The organism is Arthrobacter sp. 3Tela_A (genome assembly GCF_049311025.1).
In the GTDB taxonomy this organism is placed as follows: domain Bacteria; phylum Actinomycetota; class Actinomycetes; order Actinomycetales; family Micrococcaceae; genus Arthrobacter_B.
On record NZ_JAXIOM010000009.1, the window covers coordinates 15,851 to 31,276 of the forward strand.

Genomic DNA, 15,426 nt, shown 5'->3' on the forward strand with positions numbered 1-15,426 from the left:
CCATAATCGGTTGCGCCCCTCCCCAACCACTACGCCGAGAGGCCAGTTGCGGCTCCTTTCACGGACGATTGGAGCCGTAACTGGCCTCTCGATGAGGGGGAAGGGTGCGGGGACTAGGCCAGGCCCTTTTCCTCCAGCCACGCCTTGGCAGCGTCCTTCGGGTCCTGCTTCTGGTCGCCGGAGACGGCCTGGTTCAGGGCGATCAGGTCCTCAGTGGTCAGCACGGCGGAAACGCTGTTGAGCACGTCCTGGGCTTCCTGCGAAACGGCATCCATGTTCACCAGCGGCAGCACCTGCTGGGCGATGAAGTTGTTCTCCGGGTCCTCCAGCACCACCAGGGAGTTCTCCTCGATGGACGGTGTAGTGGTGTAAATGTCCGCAGCCTGCACCTTGTCGGTCAGCAGCGCCTGCAGGGTGGCTTCGCCTCCGCCGTCGTTGATTGCTTCGAAGCCGGCCGGCTCGCAGCCGTACTTTTCCTTCAGGCCGGGCAGCCCGTAGGCACGCTCCTGGAAGGTGGTGGGCGCAGCAATGGTGATCTCGCTGCAGACCTTGGCGAGGTCCTCCAGCGAAGTCAGGCCGTATTTCTCGGCGGTGGCCTGGGTGACCACCAGGGCGTCCTTGCTTTCTGCCTCAGCCGGTTCCAGCACCGCAATGTTCATGTCCGGGGACTCTTCCTCCAGCGCTGCGGGAAGGGCGTCCATGATCTCTTCGGCGGACTGTGCCGTGGCCTCGGTGTCGGCGAAGAGGAGCAGGTTTCCGCTGTAGTCAGGGATGACCTGCACCGAACCGTCTTCCAGGGCCCGGTAGTAGATTTCGCGGGAACCGATGCCGGGCTGCGTGGTGGCCTGGATGCCCTCCGCGTTCAGCGCGCCTGCGTAGATTTCAGCGATGATCTGGGATTCGGGGAAATCGGCGGAACCCACAACCAGCGTGGCGGAATCCTCCACACCGGTGGGAGCGGAGGAAGACTCCACGCTCTGCGGATCCGAATTCGCGCCGCAGGCTGCGAGCATCAGGACCGCGGTGAGGCCTGCGGCACCGGTGAGGGTTTTCCGGGTGCCCGGACGGGTAAGTGTTCTCATGCTGTTGTTCCTTCTGCGAGGCCGGCAGGGGAAGGCTGCCGGCGGCGGTGGGTGGCCGGTTTCCGGGATCTGCTGCGCAGCCCCGGCGAAAGTGCGAGGCGCTGGACGGCCGCCAGCACCAAATCAACGGCAAGGGCCAGCAGCGCGATCAGCAGCGCTCCCCCGAAAAGGCGCCCGTTATCGCGCAGCTGGGTTCCCTCGATCAGGTACACGCCCAGTCCGCCCAGCGAAATGAACGCCACCACCGAGACGGTGGCCAGGACCTGCAGCACGGCGGCACGGACACCACCGAAGACGACTTTGAAGCCGTTGGGCAGTTCAACCCGAAACAGGATCTGGAATTCATTCATCCCCATGGCACGTGCTGCGTCCACCACGGTGCGGTCCACGGAGGAAATGCCGGCGTAAACACCGGCCAGCAGCGGCGGAACGGCCAGCAGCACCAGCGCCCAGATGGGCGGCATCAGGCCGATGCCTGCCAGCAGCACGAACAGGAACACCAGCCCAAGGGTGGGCAGGGCGCGCAGGATGCCGGCACCGGAGACGACGACGACGCGGCCGCGGCCGGTGTGCCCGATGTACAGGCCCAGCGGGATGGCAATCAGGGCGGCAATCCCGACCGCGAGCGCCGTGTAGCCCAGGTGCTCCAGGATCCGCTGCGGGATGCTGCCGATGCCCGTCCAGGAGCTCTCGGCCGTCAGCCACTCGAACATCTGGACCAGGACGTTGTCGCTTGAGTAATCCATCAGCCTGCCGCCGTCTGTGCTTCGACAGTGTTCACCGGAAGTTTCGGTCCGCCCTGTTTGACGGTCCGGCTCCAGGGCGTCAGCAGGCGCTGGGCCAGCACCAGGATCAGGTCCAGCACGAGCGCCAGCAGCAGGATCAGGGCGATGCCGATCACGATTTCAGTGGGGAAGTTCCGGTACAGGCCGTCCATAAAAAGCCGTCCCAGGCTGTCGATGCCAAGCAGTGCACCAACACTGACCAGGGACATGTTGGATACCGAGATCACCCGCAGCCCCGCGAACAGGACCGGCAGGGACAGCGGCAGGTCGACGGCGAAGAACCGGCGCAGCGGCCGGTAGCCCATGGCTGTGGCAGCCTGGCGGACGTCGTCGTCCACGGAGTTCAGTGCGTCCACGGTGGAGCGGACCAGCAGCGCCACGGCATAGATGGTCAGCGCAACCACCACGTTGGTGATGTCCAGGACCCGTGTCCCCAGGATCACCGGCAGCAGGACAAACAACGCCAGGGAAGGGATTGTGTACAGGATGGCGGAGGTGCCAAGGATCGCTCCCCCGGCGAACCGGTGCAGGCGGGCAAACTGTGCGAGCGGGACGGCGATCAGCAGGCCAAGCACCAGCGGCACCACTGCCTGGAACAGGTGCAGTGCGGTAAGCCGGGAGATCATCTCAGTGTTGGCCCAGAACCAGTCCATGCTCAGACCGCCGAGCCGTGCAGGGCCTTGCCGCGGCGCAGCCGCGCGGCCTCAATCAGTTCGAAGATTTCACCGGCCCGGACGATCCCCGCTGCCGCGCCGGCGTCGTCAACCACCACACCCAGCCCGGAAGGCGAGGACAGCGCCGCATCAAGGGCACTGCGCAGGCTCTCGCCGCGCCGGTGCAGTGACCCGCCGGGCACCAGCTGCGCCGGGGACGTTACGCTTTCCCGGTTCGACGCCGGCACCCAGCCCAGCGGCCGAGCAGCCTGGTCGACCGCCAGTGCCCAGCCGCTGTGGACCAGAACGGATGGATCGGCCAGGGCTACCGGGTCCAGGGTCTGGACCGGATGCACCGGCACACCGCCTCCGGCCTGGAATCCGAGGTGCCGGAAGCCGCGGTCGCGTCCCACAAAACCGGCGACGAAGTCATCAACGGGAGCGCGCAGGATTCCTTCGGGGCTGTCGAACTGGGCGAGCCGGCCGCCGACGGCGAAGACCGCCACCTTGTCCCCCAGCACGGTTGCTTCATCGATGTCATGGGTGACGAACACGATCGTCTTGGCGAGGTCGCGCTGCAGGCGCAGCAGTTCCTGCTGCAGTTCGCTGCGGACCACCGGGTCGACGGCACTGAACGGCTCATCCATCAGCAGCACGGGCGGATCAGCAGCCAGGGCACGCGCCACGCCGACGCGCTGCTGCTGCCCGCCGGAGAGCTGGCCGGGATACCGCTTGCCCATCGCTGAATCCAGGCCGACGACGTCGAGCAGTTCAGCTGCCCGGGCCCGCGCCTGTTTCCGCGGCACACCGTTCAGTCGCGGCACCGTGGCGATGTTGTCCAGCACGCTGCGGTGCGGCAGCAGTCCGGAAGACTGCATTACGTAACCCATGGAACGGCGCAGGGCCGAGGGCGCGGTCTTCGCTGCATCCTGGCCGTCGACGTGGATGGTGCCCGACGTCGGTTCCACCATCCGGTTGATCATCCGCAGGGACGTGGTTTTTCCGCAGCCGGAGGGACCCACAAACACCGTGATGGCACCCTTGGCGATGTCCAGGGAGAGGTTGTCCACGGCTGCGGAGCCGGAGTTCGTGTAGGACTTGGTGACATTGCGGAAGCTGATCATGGGCTCGGCGGAATCCTGCCGGGCCGCTGCGGTGTCCGGGATGGACATGGCTGCCTCCGTGGGTGGGTGCGACGGGCTCGCGGGTGAATTGAACGGCAGTATGCTTACAAGCCGTGGAATTAAGCTATGTGTTACCGTGCCCTGAGTCCAGCGGGCGGCCGGGTTACGCGCCTAGCGTAGGGGCGCAGTGCCGCTTTCCGGAGCTGCGGCAAGCATTTGCAGGGCAGCGTCCACCAGCCCCACACGCTCCAGGCCGGCGACTTCGTCCAGCGGGAACCAGGCTGCCTCGTCGGTGCTGCCGGCTGCTTCGCTGACCAGGGTCCCGGAGGTAACCCGGGCCCGGTAGATCACCCGCAGGGCGTGGAGCATCCGCCCCTCTCCACGCATCCGCCGTTCCGCCGGCACAAAGTGGCTGTCCACTCCCAGCAGGTCCTGGAGCTCCACCTTGAAGCCTGTTTCCTCGCGGACTTCCCGCACCGCGGCCGTCGGGGCGTCTTCTCCGTATTCAAGGCCTCCGCCGGGAAGTGTCCAGGCGGAATTACCGTGCTGGTTCCAGTGCGCCAGCAGAATCCGGCCGTCCCGGACCACCACGGCGTAGGCGCCGACCCGCACGTCGAAGGGGCGCTCACTCATGCGGCTTCGCCCTGCAGCAGGTAGCGGACGCCGAACACCGGGTCCTGGTCCAGGAACCGGATATCCCCCAGGCCACGGGCGGACAGCCCGGCCAGCAGCAGTTCCTGCAGCAGCGGCTGGTGCACCCCGATTCCCCCACCGACTACCACCGGGCCGTGAATGCCAAGCCGGGCCGCGACGTCGGCCACCAGTGACGCCAGATCACGGGCCGCCGTGGCAATGATGCTGCGGCTGGGCGCATGGCCTTCCTGCGCGGCGTCGAACACCACCCGTGCCATGGATGCCCAGTAGCGCCTGCCGGTACCGGCATGGAACCGGGCGATCAGCGTATCCGGGGCTTCAACGCCCACGGCTAGCAGCAGTTCGGCCGCCAGCCGGTCCGGCTGCTGGCCGAGGTCATGCAGGCGCAGGGTGTGGCGCACTGCTTCCCGGCCGATCCAGTAGGCACTGCCTTCATCGCCCAGCAGGTAGCCCCATCCTCCGGAGCGGGCCTGTTCACCGCCCGGTGTCATTCCCCAGGCCACGGACCCGGTGCCGGCGATCAGCCCGATCCCGTCGGGGGCCTCCCCCGCCGCAAGGATGAGCCGGGTGTCATGGACTACGGTCACGTCTGCGCCCGGTACGTGTTCGAGGATCAGCTCACCCAGCGCCGCGGCGTCCTGGGGGGTGTCCACTCCCCCGGACCCGGCGATCACCCGGGTGACGCCGGCGGTCCCCAGCGCCGCGAAGATCTCGGCGAGGTTGTGGCGGGCCTGCTCGCGGGAAACGTTCTGCACATTCGCGCTTCCGCTGACGGCTTCCGCCGCAACGGCCTGCCCCTCCAGCCGGATTCCGTGGGTCTTGCTGCCGCCGATGTCGAGGCCGATGGCTGTGATTGACGTGGTTGGGCCGGGGCTGGATGCGCTGGTGCTCGATTGCATTCCTTTAGCCTACGCAGAGGAGAAGCTTCACCGGATATTGGAAAGTCATTTGGCGTCCGGGCAGGCCGGATCAGGCGCCCGGACCCTGCCGGGCACGCTCCAGGAGAGATTCTGCAGCAGCGAGCCTGCGCTCGGCGTTGGCCTGCCTGTCCAGCTGCCCGGCCCGGGCCCCGGATACCAGGCTCAGTGCCACTCCCGCGGCGCGCGCATTCAATGCCGGCGCCGAGCTGCCGGCCTGTACCGCCGCAGTTTCGAAGGGGCCCTGGAAAGCCTCGAGTTGGCGGGGCAGTGCGGATTCAGGCGAAAGACGTGCCAGCACGGCCAGGTGTCCCAGGAAACCGGCCAGGTCATCGATCCGGTGTCCCGGCCCAAGACCGTCCACGTCCAGCAGCCCGGTGATCCGGCCGCCGGCTGTGAGCAGGTTCCCCTCATAGAAGTCTCCGTGGACGGGTACCACGGGCCCCGGGTCAAGGTCCGCCACCAGCGCTGCGATCCCGGCGGAGACCTGATGGATCCGTGCCTCCAGACCGGGAAGGACTCCGCTGGCGGCGCGTCCGTAGGCGTGTGCCCGCTCCGCCCAGGCCGGCCTGCGCCGCAGGGCCAGGGCCGATTCAGGCAGTGCGTCCAGCAGCCCGGTGAGGTCCGCGGCCGTGATCCGGCTGGTTCCGGCGGCAAGCTCCCGCACCAGCGGTTCTCCCGGCAGGGCAGCCAAAACGACGGCGCTGCGGCCCTCGGCTCCGGGCAGCAGGTCAGGGGAAGGAACGGCTGATGCTGCGAGAAGTTCGTGCCGCTGCCGGAGGCCTTCTGCCTGGCCGGGGAGCACCACCTTGATGTAGGCCTGCGACTGCCCGGCTGTTGCCTGGACAACTGCCCTCCGAAGGGGACGGTAGCCGGTGACCTTCAGCCTCACGCCTGCGCTGTCTGCACCTCCGAACACCTGCTGCCCGATCTGCTCCGGCGAGAGTGCCCACGGCAGGTCCGGCAGCAGCGGATCGTGGGGATGGAGCCACAGAAAGAGCGGGGTCCCGGCGGCAGAGGTCCGCAGCACCGGTCCCCGGACAGCGGCAGGCGCCGTCGTTATGCCGGCATAGAGACTGGTCCTTGCCCCTGCGGGGTCCAGGGCGACCACCCGGCAGAGGGCGGTGACGCCGGCGCCGGGGCGGTCAAAGGTGCGCTCATGATCCCAGGACTCCAGGACCAGCCGGTGCGGGGTGAGCAGCTCGGCCAGCGGAACGGCCAGCTCCGGGCCCTCCAGCAGGGCCCGCGCAGGGAAGGCGGTACTGCCGGATCCGGGACGGCCGGTGTTTCCGCTCCGGCCGCGCCGGCTCGGAGACATGCCCGGGGTTAGGCCCGGCGCCGCTGCAGGACGTCGTCCAGGTTCAGGATGCCGGTGGCGGGCCGAGGTTCAATCGCGGTGCTGCCGGCTGCCGGAGCGGCAACGGGGCGGATGGGGGTTTTCAGGACAGGCTTGGGAGAGACGGGGACGGCCAGCGGGGCCGGGGCCGGCCGCGGCGCTGCCGGGGCATCCACATAGGTCGGCTTCGGGACGGCGACGGGCTGCCAGGACGATGCTTCTGCGCTCTTGGCGGCTTCAGCCAGTGCTGCAGCCCGCAGTTCCTCTGCCGTCAGACGCGGAACGGGCTTGGGTGCCGGAGCGGCTGGACGCGCCGGTTCTGCCGCTGCGGCGGCCTCAGCCCTGCGGGCGGCGTCTTCGCCTGCGGCGTCAAAGACCGCATCTGCCTTGGGGTTGCTGCGCACCGGGGCCTGCACGGCAGGAGCCGGGACCTGCCGTGCGGCGGCTGCTTCACGGCGGGCGCGGCGGGCGCGCTGGTCCCGCACAGCCAGGCTGCGCAGGGAAACGACGACGGCGGCGGCACCCAGAGCGGCACCGGCGGGGATCCAGCCGGACACGGCACCGAAAAGGGCAGCAGCGCCTCCGGCCAGGACGGTGAGCGTGAAGACCAGGCCAAGGATGGCCAGTGTCAGCCGGCCGTAACGGACCCTCAGGGGGCCGGGAGCGGAAGCCGCGGCAGCCTGGCCAGCGGGGCCGGCTCCGGATCCGGAGCGTCCCTTCGGGTTCGGCGTGTGCTGGACGCCGGTGCTGGTGTTGTGCATGGTGTTCCCCTGAGAACTTGGGTCCGGTTCGGTGGCGGCACTGCTGGCTGCGAGGGCAGAGGTGCCTGTTCCTCCCCGGGACGGGGCAGGCACCTGCTTTCCATGCAGGTACTGGGGGGCAACCCACAGCAGCCAGAGCCCGACGGCTGCTGCCAGGACCAGGGAGCTGTTAAGAGGGAAGTCCACAACTACGACCGTATGAGAAAACAGCTATGGGTTCCGGCATTGAGCAGGGTGTGTCGAATCACAGCACCCGAAAAGCTCCGGACTTCAAAACCCGAGGTCAGCGTGAGGATGCCAGCCGGGCGAGCAGTCCTTCGGGGACTTCCTCCGCGGTGATGGCGAAGCTAAGGTGGTCGGCCCATTCCCCTGCGATGTGGAGGTAGCGCTTCCGCAGTCCTTCTTCCCGGAATCCCAGCTTTTGCACCACCCGCAGGCTGGGCCGGTTTTCCGGCCGGATATTGATCTCCATCCGGTGCAGTCCAAGGACCCGGAAGCAGTGGTCCGTTGCCATGGCTACGGAGGCAGGCGCAATTCCCCGGCCGGCACGCGCCTGGTCCACCCAGTAGCCAAGGGTTGCCATGCGCGCGGATCCCCAGATGATGGAGGAGACCGTCAGCTGGCCCACGATCACCGGTGAACTCCGCAGCCCGCCCTGGCGCTCGGTAATCACAAACGGCAGCGCGGTGTCCTGCCGTGCCTGCTGGTTAAGGCTGCGGACCATCCCTGCGTAGGAGGGCAGCGGGCTCCCGGGCAGCGGATTGGTGGCTTCCCATGGTCCAATCCACTGAGCATTCCGGGACCGCACCGAATTCCATTCAGTACGGTCCCGGTAGCGGATCGGCCGGAGGATGAGGTCGCCGCTTTCCAGCGTCACCGGCCAGATCGCCGACCCCAGCATGTGGCTAGGCTTCGATGGAGCTGTTGAAGTCCTTCAGCCAGGCGCGCAGGTCCGGGCCCAGGTCATCGCGCTCGGATGCCAGGGTGACTACTGCCTTGAGGTAGCTGAGCTTGTCCCCGGTGTCGTAGCGGCGTCCGCGGAAGATGACGCCGTAAACGCCGGATCCTTCGCCCTCGGCACTGGCAAGGGTCTGCAGTGCATCGGTGAGCTGGATTTCGCCGCCGCGGCCGGGGCCGGTTTCCTCAAGCACGCCGAAAACAGAGGGGTGCAGCACGTAGCGGCCAATAACTGCAAGGTTAGACGGCGCGTCAGCGGCGTCGGGCTTCTCAACGAGCTTGTTGACCCGCACGTAGTCTTCGCCCTCGATCACGGAAATATCGGCACAGCCGTAGGAGCTGATCTGATCCGGCTCAACTTCGATCAGGGCTACGACGGAGCCACCGGTCTTGGCCTGGACTTCCACCATGGTTTCAAGCAGCGGGTCGCGGGCATCAATGAGGTCGTCACCGAGCAGCACGGCAAAGGGATCGTCGCCAATGTGCAGCTTGGCACGAAGGACGGCGTGGCCCAGGCCCTTCGGATCGCCCTGGCGCAGGTAGTGGATCTCGCCGAGTTCAGAGGACTCACGGACCAGGGCGAGCTTTTCCTCATCGCCCTTCTCCTTCAGCGTCTGCTCAATGAAGGGAACCCGGTCAAAGTGGTCCTCGAGGGAACGCTTGTTGCGTCCGGTGATCATCAGGATGTCGGGCATGCCTGCATTGACAGCTTCTTCAACGACGTACTGGATGGCCGGCTTATCCACCACCGGAAGCATTTCCTTCGGCATTGCTTTAGTGGCAGGAAGGAAGCGCGTACCCAAACCAGCGGCTGGAATTACGGCTTTGGTGATCTTAGGGCTTGAGGTCATGACGGTAAGAGTACCTAAGTGAACACTTAGCACGCCAAATGCCCCGCCGCAGCAGGCACAATGGGTCAATGAGCGGCGAAACAAAAGAACAAGTACGCGCCAGGTTCAAAATGCTGCGGCGGGAAATCAGCGATCCTGCGCAGTCTGCGGAGCAGCTCGCCGCGGCTGCTGCTCCGCTGCTGGGCTCACTGGGCACGGGCGCTTTGGTGAGCTGCTACCTCTCTGCCGGCAGCGAACCTGACACCTCGGCCCTCCTGCACACCCTCCGCTCTGCCGGACATACGGTGGTGGTTCCGGTCTGCGAACCCGGGCATCAGCTTTCCTGGTGCCCCTGGACACCGGAGACGCCCCTTGTCCCCGGACTGTTTCCCGGCCTGCCGGAGCCTGAAGGTCCCCGCTGGGACCTGGAGAAGGTCCTTGGCCTGAACCTGCTGCTGATCCCTGCCCTGGCTGTTGCCGCGGACGGCACCCGGATGGGCAAGGGCGGCGGTTACTACGACCGCTTCCTTACCCGCTTCCGCGCTGCCGGCGGAACCGCGCCCGTTGTAGCCGTGGTGCATGATCACGAATTCCTGGATCCGGGCAGCCTGCCGGCCGACGCCTTGGACGTACCGGTTGATGGGGTCCTGCGCCCCGCCGGTTATACGGGCCTGGCTCCGCGGTAGGTGTATACTTAGCACTCTAGGCCGCAGAGTGCCAACCCAAGCCCCCAGGGCGTGGAAATCGTCACTGCTGAGGCCTTCCTTTCGCCCTTCAGGAGGAGTAAGAGTGCCCACGTATGCCTATGCCTGCAAGGATTGCGGCCACGCGTTCGATATCCAGCAGTCCTTCACCGATGACAGCCTCACCGTGTGCCCCGAGTGCGGCGGTAACCTGCGCAAGAAGTTCAACAGCGTAGGCGTGGTGTTCAAGGGCTCCGGTTTTTACCGCACAGATTCACGTGATGCGGCATCCACGGTTCCGGCCGCCCCTGCGAAGGATGCTCCGGCCAAGGACAGCGCCACCAAGACTGCACCGGCCCCCGCATCTGCACCGGCGGCACCGGCAGCAGCGGCAAGCTAGCAGGGATACCGCCGGCTGCGGTGTCTGACCCAAAGGCGTCCCACTCCTCCACAGGAGATCGGGGCGCCTTTTTGTTCCCCTGTTTCCGCTCTTAGCCCAGCCGCACCGCTGTCCCTGCCGGAACATGGCGGCATGTTCAACGCACTGCGGCGCAGCCGCGCTTCCAGTTCCCGTGCGGCGCCGCGTCAGACTCAGGCGCACCTGGACCGGGCAGCCCTGCCCGTCCGCGGCCTGCCCGTCCGCGGCCACCCCGGACGCGGGAGAATCCGCCGTTTCCTTATCCGCCGCCGCCGGTTGCTGGCCGGCCTCTCGGTTGCCGCAGCGGCAGGCGTCACAGTCCAGGCCCTGCTTCCGGCCGAAGCTGCCAGAACCGCCGCCGCTGCCGCCGCTCATGAGCTGCCGGCGGGACACCTCCTGACACCCCAGGACCTCAGGCTCGTGCGGCTGCCTCCTGAGGCAGTTCCTCCTGGAGCCCTAACCGACACGGGACTGGCAGCCGGTGAAGTGCTGGCAGTTCCTGTACCGGAGGGAACAGTCATCAGCCGGACGGTGCTGGTGGGCGACGGGTTGCTCACCGGCGCACCGGCCGGTTCTGCTGCTATTCCGCTGCGCCCGGCAGATCCGGCCGCAGCCGCCCTGCTTTCGCCGGGTGTTCTGGTGGACGTGGTGGTGGCACCCCCGGAGGGGTTCGACGGCGCCGGGGAACCGGCGATACTGGCCGCCGGTGTGCCTGTGCTTTGGGTGAGTGGCGGCGGCGGCGACCGCAGTTCCTGGCCCGGGGCTGGCGCAGGTGAGGCACAGGAACAGCTGGTGGTGGTGGCCGCGCCGGGCACTGACGCCCCCGGGCTCGCCGTCGCCTCAGTGCGCGGCCAGGTTTACCTGGTTCCCAGCAGCAGGTAAGGAAACTGCCTGTCCGCTTTGGCCTGCTGCGGGCAAGACGTTTCCAGCCTCAGACCGGCGAGCTCTGCTGCCCCGGTGCGAAACGGCTTCAGCCCCAGTGCGGAGGACGCTGCTCCCGCAGCCAGGCGGAGCTGTCCTCCGGAGCGTCGCCCCAAGCACGGGGGTCGTCCTCTGCCGCAGTCTGGGGCAGGATCCCGGCCCCGGTGCGCCCGGTGGGCTGCCCGGATGGCCGCCCGACCGGCGGGTTGCCGTTCGTTCTGCTGTCCGCGTCCGCGGCGTCCGGTTTGGCTGCTGCCTGGCCGGACCGCTGTTTGATCTGCCCGGCTGTTCCTGGGGCTGATGCCGGTACTGCTGTGGCCGGAGCAGTGTGAAGCAGTTCAGCTGCCTGCCGTAGCCGGGTCGGTGCCGACGTGCTGCGGCGGGACCGCCGTTTGCCGCGGACAGGCTCTGCCGCTGCCGCTGCCGCGGACGGGACCGGTTCCGCCTGGTTCAGCGTCTCGCTACTCGGGGCGTCCGGTTGGCTGTTCTGTTCCTCGCTCATGCTCTCTGTCAATTCCTCCGGCCGCTGCCGCAGCTGCTGCGGCGGCGCGGATGGCCGGGTTGGGTTGTTCCTCTGCCCGCGGACGGATCCGCGTGCTGCCGTGCGGAACCACCGTGGCGCGTGCTGGCACCTGGAGTGCTTCGCGGATGGGTTCCGGTTCCGGGTCGGAAGCGGGCAGTCCCAGGTAGCGGCCGACCAGGTCAGCGCAGGCTGCAGGATCGGTGAAAACCTCGATGGTCCACAGCGGCATGTACCGCCAGCCCAGCCGCTCGAGCAGCTGCGGGCGAAGACGGCTGCGTTCACGAACGCTCATGCTGCGGTAGCGCGCCGTCCCGTCCGATTCGATGGCCATGGGCACCGCAGGGTCTGCCTCCGCGGACCGGCGCACCGTGGCGACAATGTCAATGACGTCGTCGTAGTGGTCCCAGACCTCGGCGCCGCGGGAGCGCAGCCGGCCGACCAAATCCGCCACCAGCGGGTCATCCGCCATGATCGAGTTTCCGGACGGCCGTTCCTTCGCCGCCTCTGCCGGACGGCCGTCGAGCTCACGGACCAGCAGCCGGTAGAAGTCCAGCGCTCCGTGGCCCAGCCTGGACTCGTCGAGATCAGAGGGCTGGAAGCAGGTCAGCACGTGCAGGCGGTAGCGGGCCCGGGTCATCGCGTTGACGAACCGTCCCCGGCCGCCGGGCTCGGAAAGCAGGCCAAAGTTGTGCAGCGCCCGGCCGTGCGGGGTCCGGCCAAAGCCGAGTGAGAAGATCACGGCGTCGCGGACCAGTCCTGCGGCACGGTCGGCCGGCACCACCCGGAATGATTCCGCGCCGGGAGCGAAGAAGTCCGCTGCCCACGGGAAGTTGGCCATCTGCACCCGGATGGCTTCGGCAACGCGCACGGCATGCCGCGGGCTGGCCGTGATGACCGCCAGGGACTGGCTTGGCCGCCGCCGGACGTGTTCGAACACCAGGTCAACAACCCGGTTGACTTCGGCCGAGACGCTCTCCACACCCTCCTGGTCTGCGCTGGGCATGCCGGTTCCGTCAGCGAGGTACTCCACTGTGAGAGGCCGTTCCCCGGTGGCCACCTCGTCGCCGCGGGGCGCCCAGGAGAGGCGTCCTCCGTAGAACTCGTCGCTGAGCTGCTTGAGCAGGTGCTTGTCCGTGCCGCGGTAGACCGTGGAGAGGCTGCGGACCGGAAGGATGCGGGAGAGCGCATCGAAGGCACTGGGCAGTTCGTCGTCGGCTGTTCCAGCTTCGGAACGCTGGACGTTGATGCTGAACGGCCGCGGTCCGCCGAGGTTTCCGTCACCGAAGGCAATCACCTGTTCGGCCCGGGCGATTGCCGGAACGGCCGCCTGCAGGCTCATCGACTCGGCGTCCAGGATGATGACGGCATCAAAGCGCCGGGAGCCGGGGAGCATCATGGGCAGCAGGAGCGGGCTCGCTGCCCAGACGGGCAGCAGCGAAGCCACCAGTTCATCCGACTGGCCGGAGAGCGAGTCCACCGTCAGCGGGCCGGTCTTGATGACGTCGCGCAGCCGGGCTGCATCCTTGGGACGGGACTTGATCCCTTCGCGCCAGCGCCGTGCAAGTTCCCAGCGCAGCCGCGAAGCACCGGAGGCAATGTGGGCGTTGTCCGCCAGCCGGTACTCTGCTTCGAGCCGGCGCAGGCTGTCGCCGTCGGACATGGCCAGGTAGTCGTCACCGCTGATCATGGCTTCCAGCGCTGACTGCCACCAGGCCAGCTCGAGTTCGTAGCCGACCTGGCGGGCGGTCACTTCGCGTGCCTCGAGGTCGTCGAGCAGTTCGCCGAGCCCCTGCCCGCGCATCTCATCTACCAGGAGGGTCCGCTCCGGGAGGGTTTCAAGGGTCTCCTTGTCCCCGGCCAGGGCCCGCAGCTTCTTCTCCAGGTCATCCAGGGACTGGGCGGCGAGGTCCGGCTTGTCCGGGGTTCCCGCCAGGATGCGGGTCAGTTCATCCAGCTGGCCCTTGACTTCAAGGTAGGTCCGGTTGAGGTCGGCGAGTCCGGTGGGAACTGAGGGGTGCCGCTGTGTGGCGGCATACCGGGCCCAGATTCCGCGCTGCTGCTGGACCTGCACCAGGGAGGTGTGGAGGTCGGAGATGTGCACGCCGGGACGGATGTATTCCTTGGCAACCCGGCGCAGGCGGGAGCGGGTCATGGAGCTCATGTCCACCCCGTGCTCACGCCGCCAGGAGGAGGAGGCGGTGGCGGAGATCAGGTCCGTGACGGGCCGGTCGAAGATGTCCGGGGTGAACTTGTCCAGGCTTTCGCGCACGGCAACTAGCAGCTGGAGCTGTTCACCCCACTGGGCGAACGTCTCCCCCAGCCGGATCTGCGAATGTTCGGCCACTTCCTGCACCCGGGCACGCAGCTGGGGCAGTGCCTCGGCAAGTTCCTCGGTGAGTTTGTGTGCTGCCTCTGTTTCCTTGCGGTTCAGGAGCTTGGCCCCGAACCAGGGACTGGAGACGGCGGCGCGGGAGAAACTGCCCAGCTCCGCGGCCCGCCGCAGGCGCCCGGTCAGTTCCGTGCGGTCCGTGATGCTGTCCAGCACGCTGCGCTTCAGCCGCACGGTGGTGGCCGGTGCAGGTGAAAGGGAGGTGAGCTCGGCCAGGGACTGCATCGCCTGGTACGGAGAGCATCCCCAGCGCTGCCGGACGTTATGCAGGGACTTTACGTGGTCACGCAGCTGGTGGCGGCTTTCCTGGAGGACTTTGTGCAGGTTCCCCAGGTTCGGCTCGGCAGCCTTTTCGCTGCGCACGATGGCGCGTACCAGGCGGTCCCGCAGCGCTTCTTCGCTCAGACCGGCGCCGAGCTGCAGCACCAGGGAACCGAGGTTCAGGCTGTCCAGGGCGGAAACGAACTCGTTGAGGGTGCCGCGCCGTTCAGCGACAACCAGCACGGACTTGCCGGCATTGACCAGCGCGGCGGCGGCGTTGACGGCGGTTTGGGTCTGGCCCGTTCCGGGGGGCGCCGAAACCACCAGGGAGTTGCCTGCCCCGGCGAGGTCCAGCACGTCCTGCTGTTCGCGGTCTGCGTCCATGACCAGCAGCTCATCGGCCGGCGCACGGTCATCGAGCGGCGGAAGTCCGGGATCGGCGGGCTCCGGCACGGCAGTGCTGCCGCCGACGGCCGCGTCCATCAGCGCGCGCAGCACCGGGTGGGAGGGGTCCAGTGCGGTGTCCTCGGCAAGATCCGGGAGGTCAGCGAAGGTTGAGACCAGCAGGCGGTGCTCGATGTTCATGCCGCGGACGCCCTCAGTGAGGCCGCGCAGGCGCTCCAGAACCGGGTGCGGGTCGAAGCGTGCGGTGCCGTAGGCCAGGCGTGCCAGCGCCTCGGCGTCCACGTCGAGGCCCTGCTGGGTTTCGAGGTGGCGGACCAGTGCCGGGTTCAGCCCGGCTTTGCCGGTGAGCTGGAGTTCGTAGTCGTCCTGGGAGGCGTGGACGGTGAGGCTGACGGCGGTGAGCATCACCGGCGCAGTCAGGGATTCGGGGCGCACTGCATCATCCGAGGCGTAGCGCCAGGAGGCGGTTCCGGCGGCGAGGTAGCCGACGTCGATTCCGCGGTCGGAGCCGAGCTCGTAGATCTTGGCGCGCAGTGCACGGGCTGCACGCATGGCGGTGCGGTAGTGTTCGGCGTCGCGGAGCAGGGTTGAGAGCCTGGTCTTCCTGCCGGCCAGCAGCTGGGCCAGGCCGGAGGGGTGGGCGTGGGTCAGGTCGATGCTGTTCTCCGGCGTGACCGTGAAATGCAGCAGCGTGTCCGAACCGGCGTGGGGGGGGGGGGGCGGCCCC

General features: G+C 67.8%; 15 protein-coding genes. 3 read left to right on the top strand and 12 right to left on the bottom strand.

Annotation, left to right across the window (positions count from 1 at the left end; genetic code table 11):
• Positions 1 to 113: 113 nt before the first annotated feature.
• The 10 genes from TVC13_RS04795 to galU all read right to left on the bottom strand — a co-directional run bounded on the left by TVC13_RS04795 (position 114) and on the right by galU (position 9,120).
• Positions 114 to 1,082 (bottom strand): glycine betaine ABC transporter substrate-binding protein, encoded by a 969-nt coding sequence (locus TVC13_RS04795; protein WP_422400090.1) that lies wholly within the window; start codon positions 1,080 to 1,082, stop codon positions 114 to 116.
• Entirely contained in the window at positions 1,079 to 1,828 is a 750-nt protein-coding gene (locus TVC13_RS04800; RefSeq protein ID WP_422400091.1) for an ABC transporter permease, read from the bottom strand. The genes TVC13_RS04795 and TVC13_RS04800 overlap by 4 nt, the downstream gene beginning before the upstream one ends.
• Entirely contained in the window at positions 1,828 to 2,520 is a 693-nt protein-coding gene (locus tag TVC13_RS04805) for an ABC transporter permease (protein WP_422400092.1), read from the bottom strand. Before TVC13_RS04805 ends, TVC13_RS04800 begins: the two co-directional genes overlap by 1 nt.
• Positions 2,521 to 2,522: 2 nt before the next feature.
• A complete protein-coding gene (locus TVC13_RS04810) occupies positions 2,523 to 3,692 on the bottom strand; it encodes an ABC transporter ATP-binding protein (protein WP_422400093.1) in 1,170 nt (389 codons plus the stop codon).
• A 123-nt stretch (positions 3,693 to 3,815) separates the two neighbouring features.
• On the bottom strand, positions 3,816 to 4,277 hold the full coding sequence (locus TVC13_RS04815) for an NUDIX hydrolase (protein ID WP_422400094.1): 462 nt from the start codon (positions 4,275 to 4,277) through the stop codon (positions 3,816 to 3,818).
• Positions 4,274 to 5,197, bottom strand: a complete 924-nt coding sequence (locus TVC13_RS04820) for an N-acetylglucosamine kinase (protein ID WP_422400095.1) — start codon at positions 5,195 to 5,197, stop codon at positions 4,274 to 4,276. Before TVC13_RS04820 ends, TVC13_RS04815 begins: the two co-directional genes overlap by 4 nt.
• Before the next feature lie 70 nt (positions 5,198 to 5,267).
• Positions 5,268 to 6,533 (bottom strand): phosphotransferase, encoded by a 1,266-nt coding sequence (locus TVC13_RS04825; protein ID WP_422400096.1) that lies wholly within the window; start codon positions 6,531 to 6,533, stop codon positions 5,268 to 5,270.
• 8 nt (positions 6,534 to 6,541) lie between these two features.
• A complete protein-coding gene (locus TVC13_RS04830; protein ID WP_422400097.1) occupies positions 6,542 to 7,498 on the bottom strand; it encodes a hypothetical protein in 957 nt (318 codons plus the stop codon).
• Between the two features lie 97 nt (positions 7,499 to 7,595).
• Positions 7,596 to 8,213 carry a GNAT family N-acetyltransferase gene (locus tag TVC13_RS04835; protein WP_422400098.1) on the bottom strand — a complete coding sequence of 206 codons (618 nt, stop codon included), beginning with the start codon at positions 8,211 to 8,213 and terminating at the stop codon, positions 7,596 to 7,598.
• Between the two features lie 4 nt (positions 8,214 to 8,217).
• The gene (gene galU / locus TVC13_RS04840; RefSeq protein ID WP_422400099.1) at positions 8,218 to 9,120 is read right to left on the bottom strand and encodes a UTP--glucose-1-phosphate uridylyltransferase GalU; all 903 of its coding nucleotides are present in this window, start codon (positions 9,118 to 9,120) and stop codon (positions 8,218 to 8,220) included.
• A gap of 68 nt (positions 9,121 to 9,188) precedes the next feature.
• Between galU and TVC13_RS04845 the strand changes: the two genes are divergently transcribed.
• From TVC13_RS04845 to TVC13_RS04855, 3 genes are all read left to right on the top strand, one after another.
• The gene (locus TVC13_RS04845) at positions 9,189 to 9,785 is read left to right on the top strand and encodes a 5-formyltetrahydrofolate cyclo-ligase (protein ID WP_422400100.1); all 597 of its coding nucleotides are present in this window, start codon (positions 9,189 to 9,191) and stop codon (positions 9,783 to 9,785) included.
• A 103-nt stretch (positions 9,786 to 9,888) separates the two neighbouring features.
• The gene (locus TVC13_RS04850) at positions 9,889 to 10,182 is read left to right on the top strand and encodes an FmdB family zinc ribbon protein (RefSeq protein ID WP_422400101.1); all 294 of its coding nucleotides are present in this window, start codon (positions 9,889 to 9,891) and stop codon (positions 10,180 to 10,182) included.
• 132 nt (positions 10,183 to 10,314) lie between these two features.
• Positions 10,315 to 11,082: an SAF domain-containing protein gene (locus TVC13_RS04855; protein WP_422400102.1), complete on the top strand. Its 768-nt coding sequence runs from the start codon at positions 10,315 to 10,317 to the stop codon at positions 11,080 to 11,082.
• Positions 11,083 to 11,170: 88 nt separating this feature from the next.
• Here TVC13_RS04855 and TVC13_RS04860 read toward each other — a convergent pair whose 3' ends face one another.
• Together TVC13_RS04860 and TVC13_RS04865 are read right to left on the bottom strand one after the other, a co-directional pair.
• Entirely contained in the window at positions 11,171 to 11,623 is a 453-nt protein-coding gene (locus TVC13_RS04860) for a hypothetical protein (RefSeq protein WP_422400103.1), read from the bottom strand.
• Positions 11,583 to 15,251, bottom strand: coding sequence for an AAA family ATPase (locus tag TVC13_RS04865; protein ID WP_422400104.1), 3,669 nt, complete (start codon positions 15,249 to 15,251; stop codon positions 11,583 to 11,585). The genes TVC13_RS04860 and TVC13_RS04865 overlap by 41 nt, the downstream gene beginning before the upstream one ends.
• Positions 15,252 to 15,426: the final 175 nt, after the last annotated feature.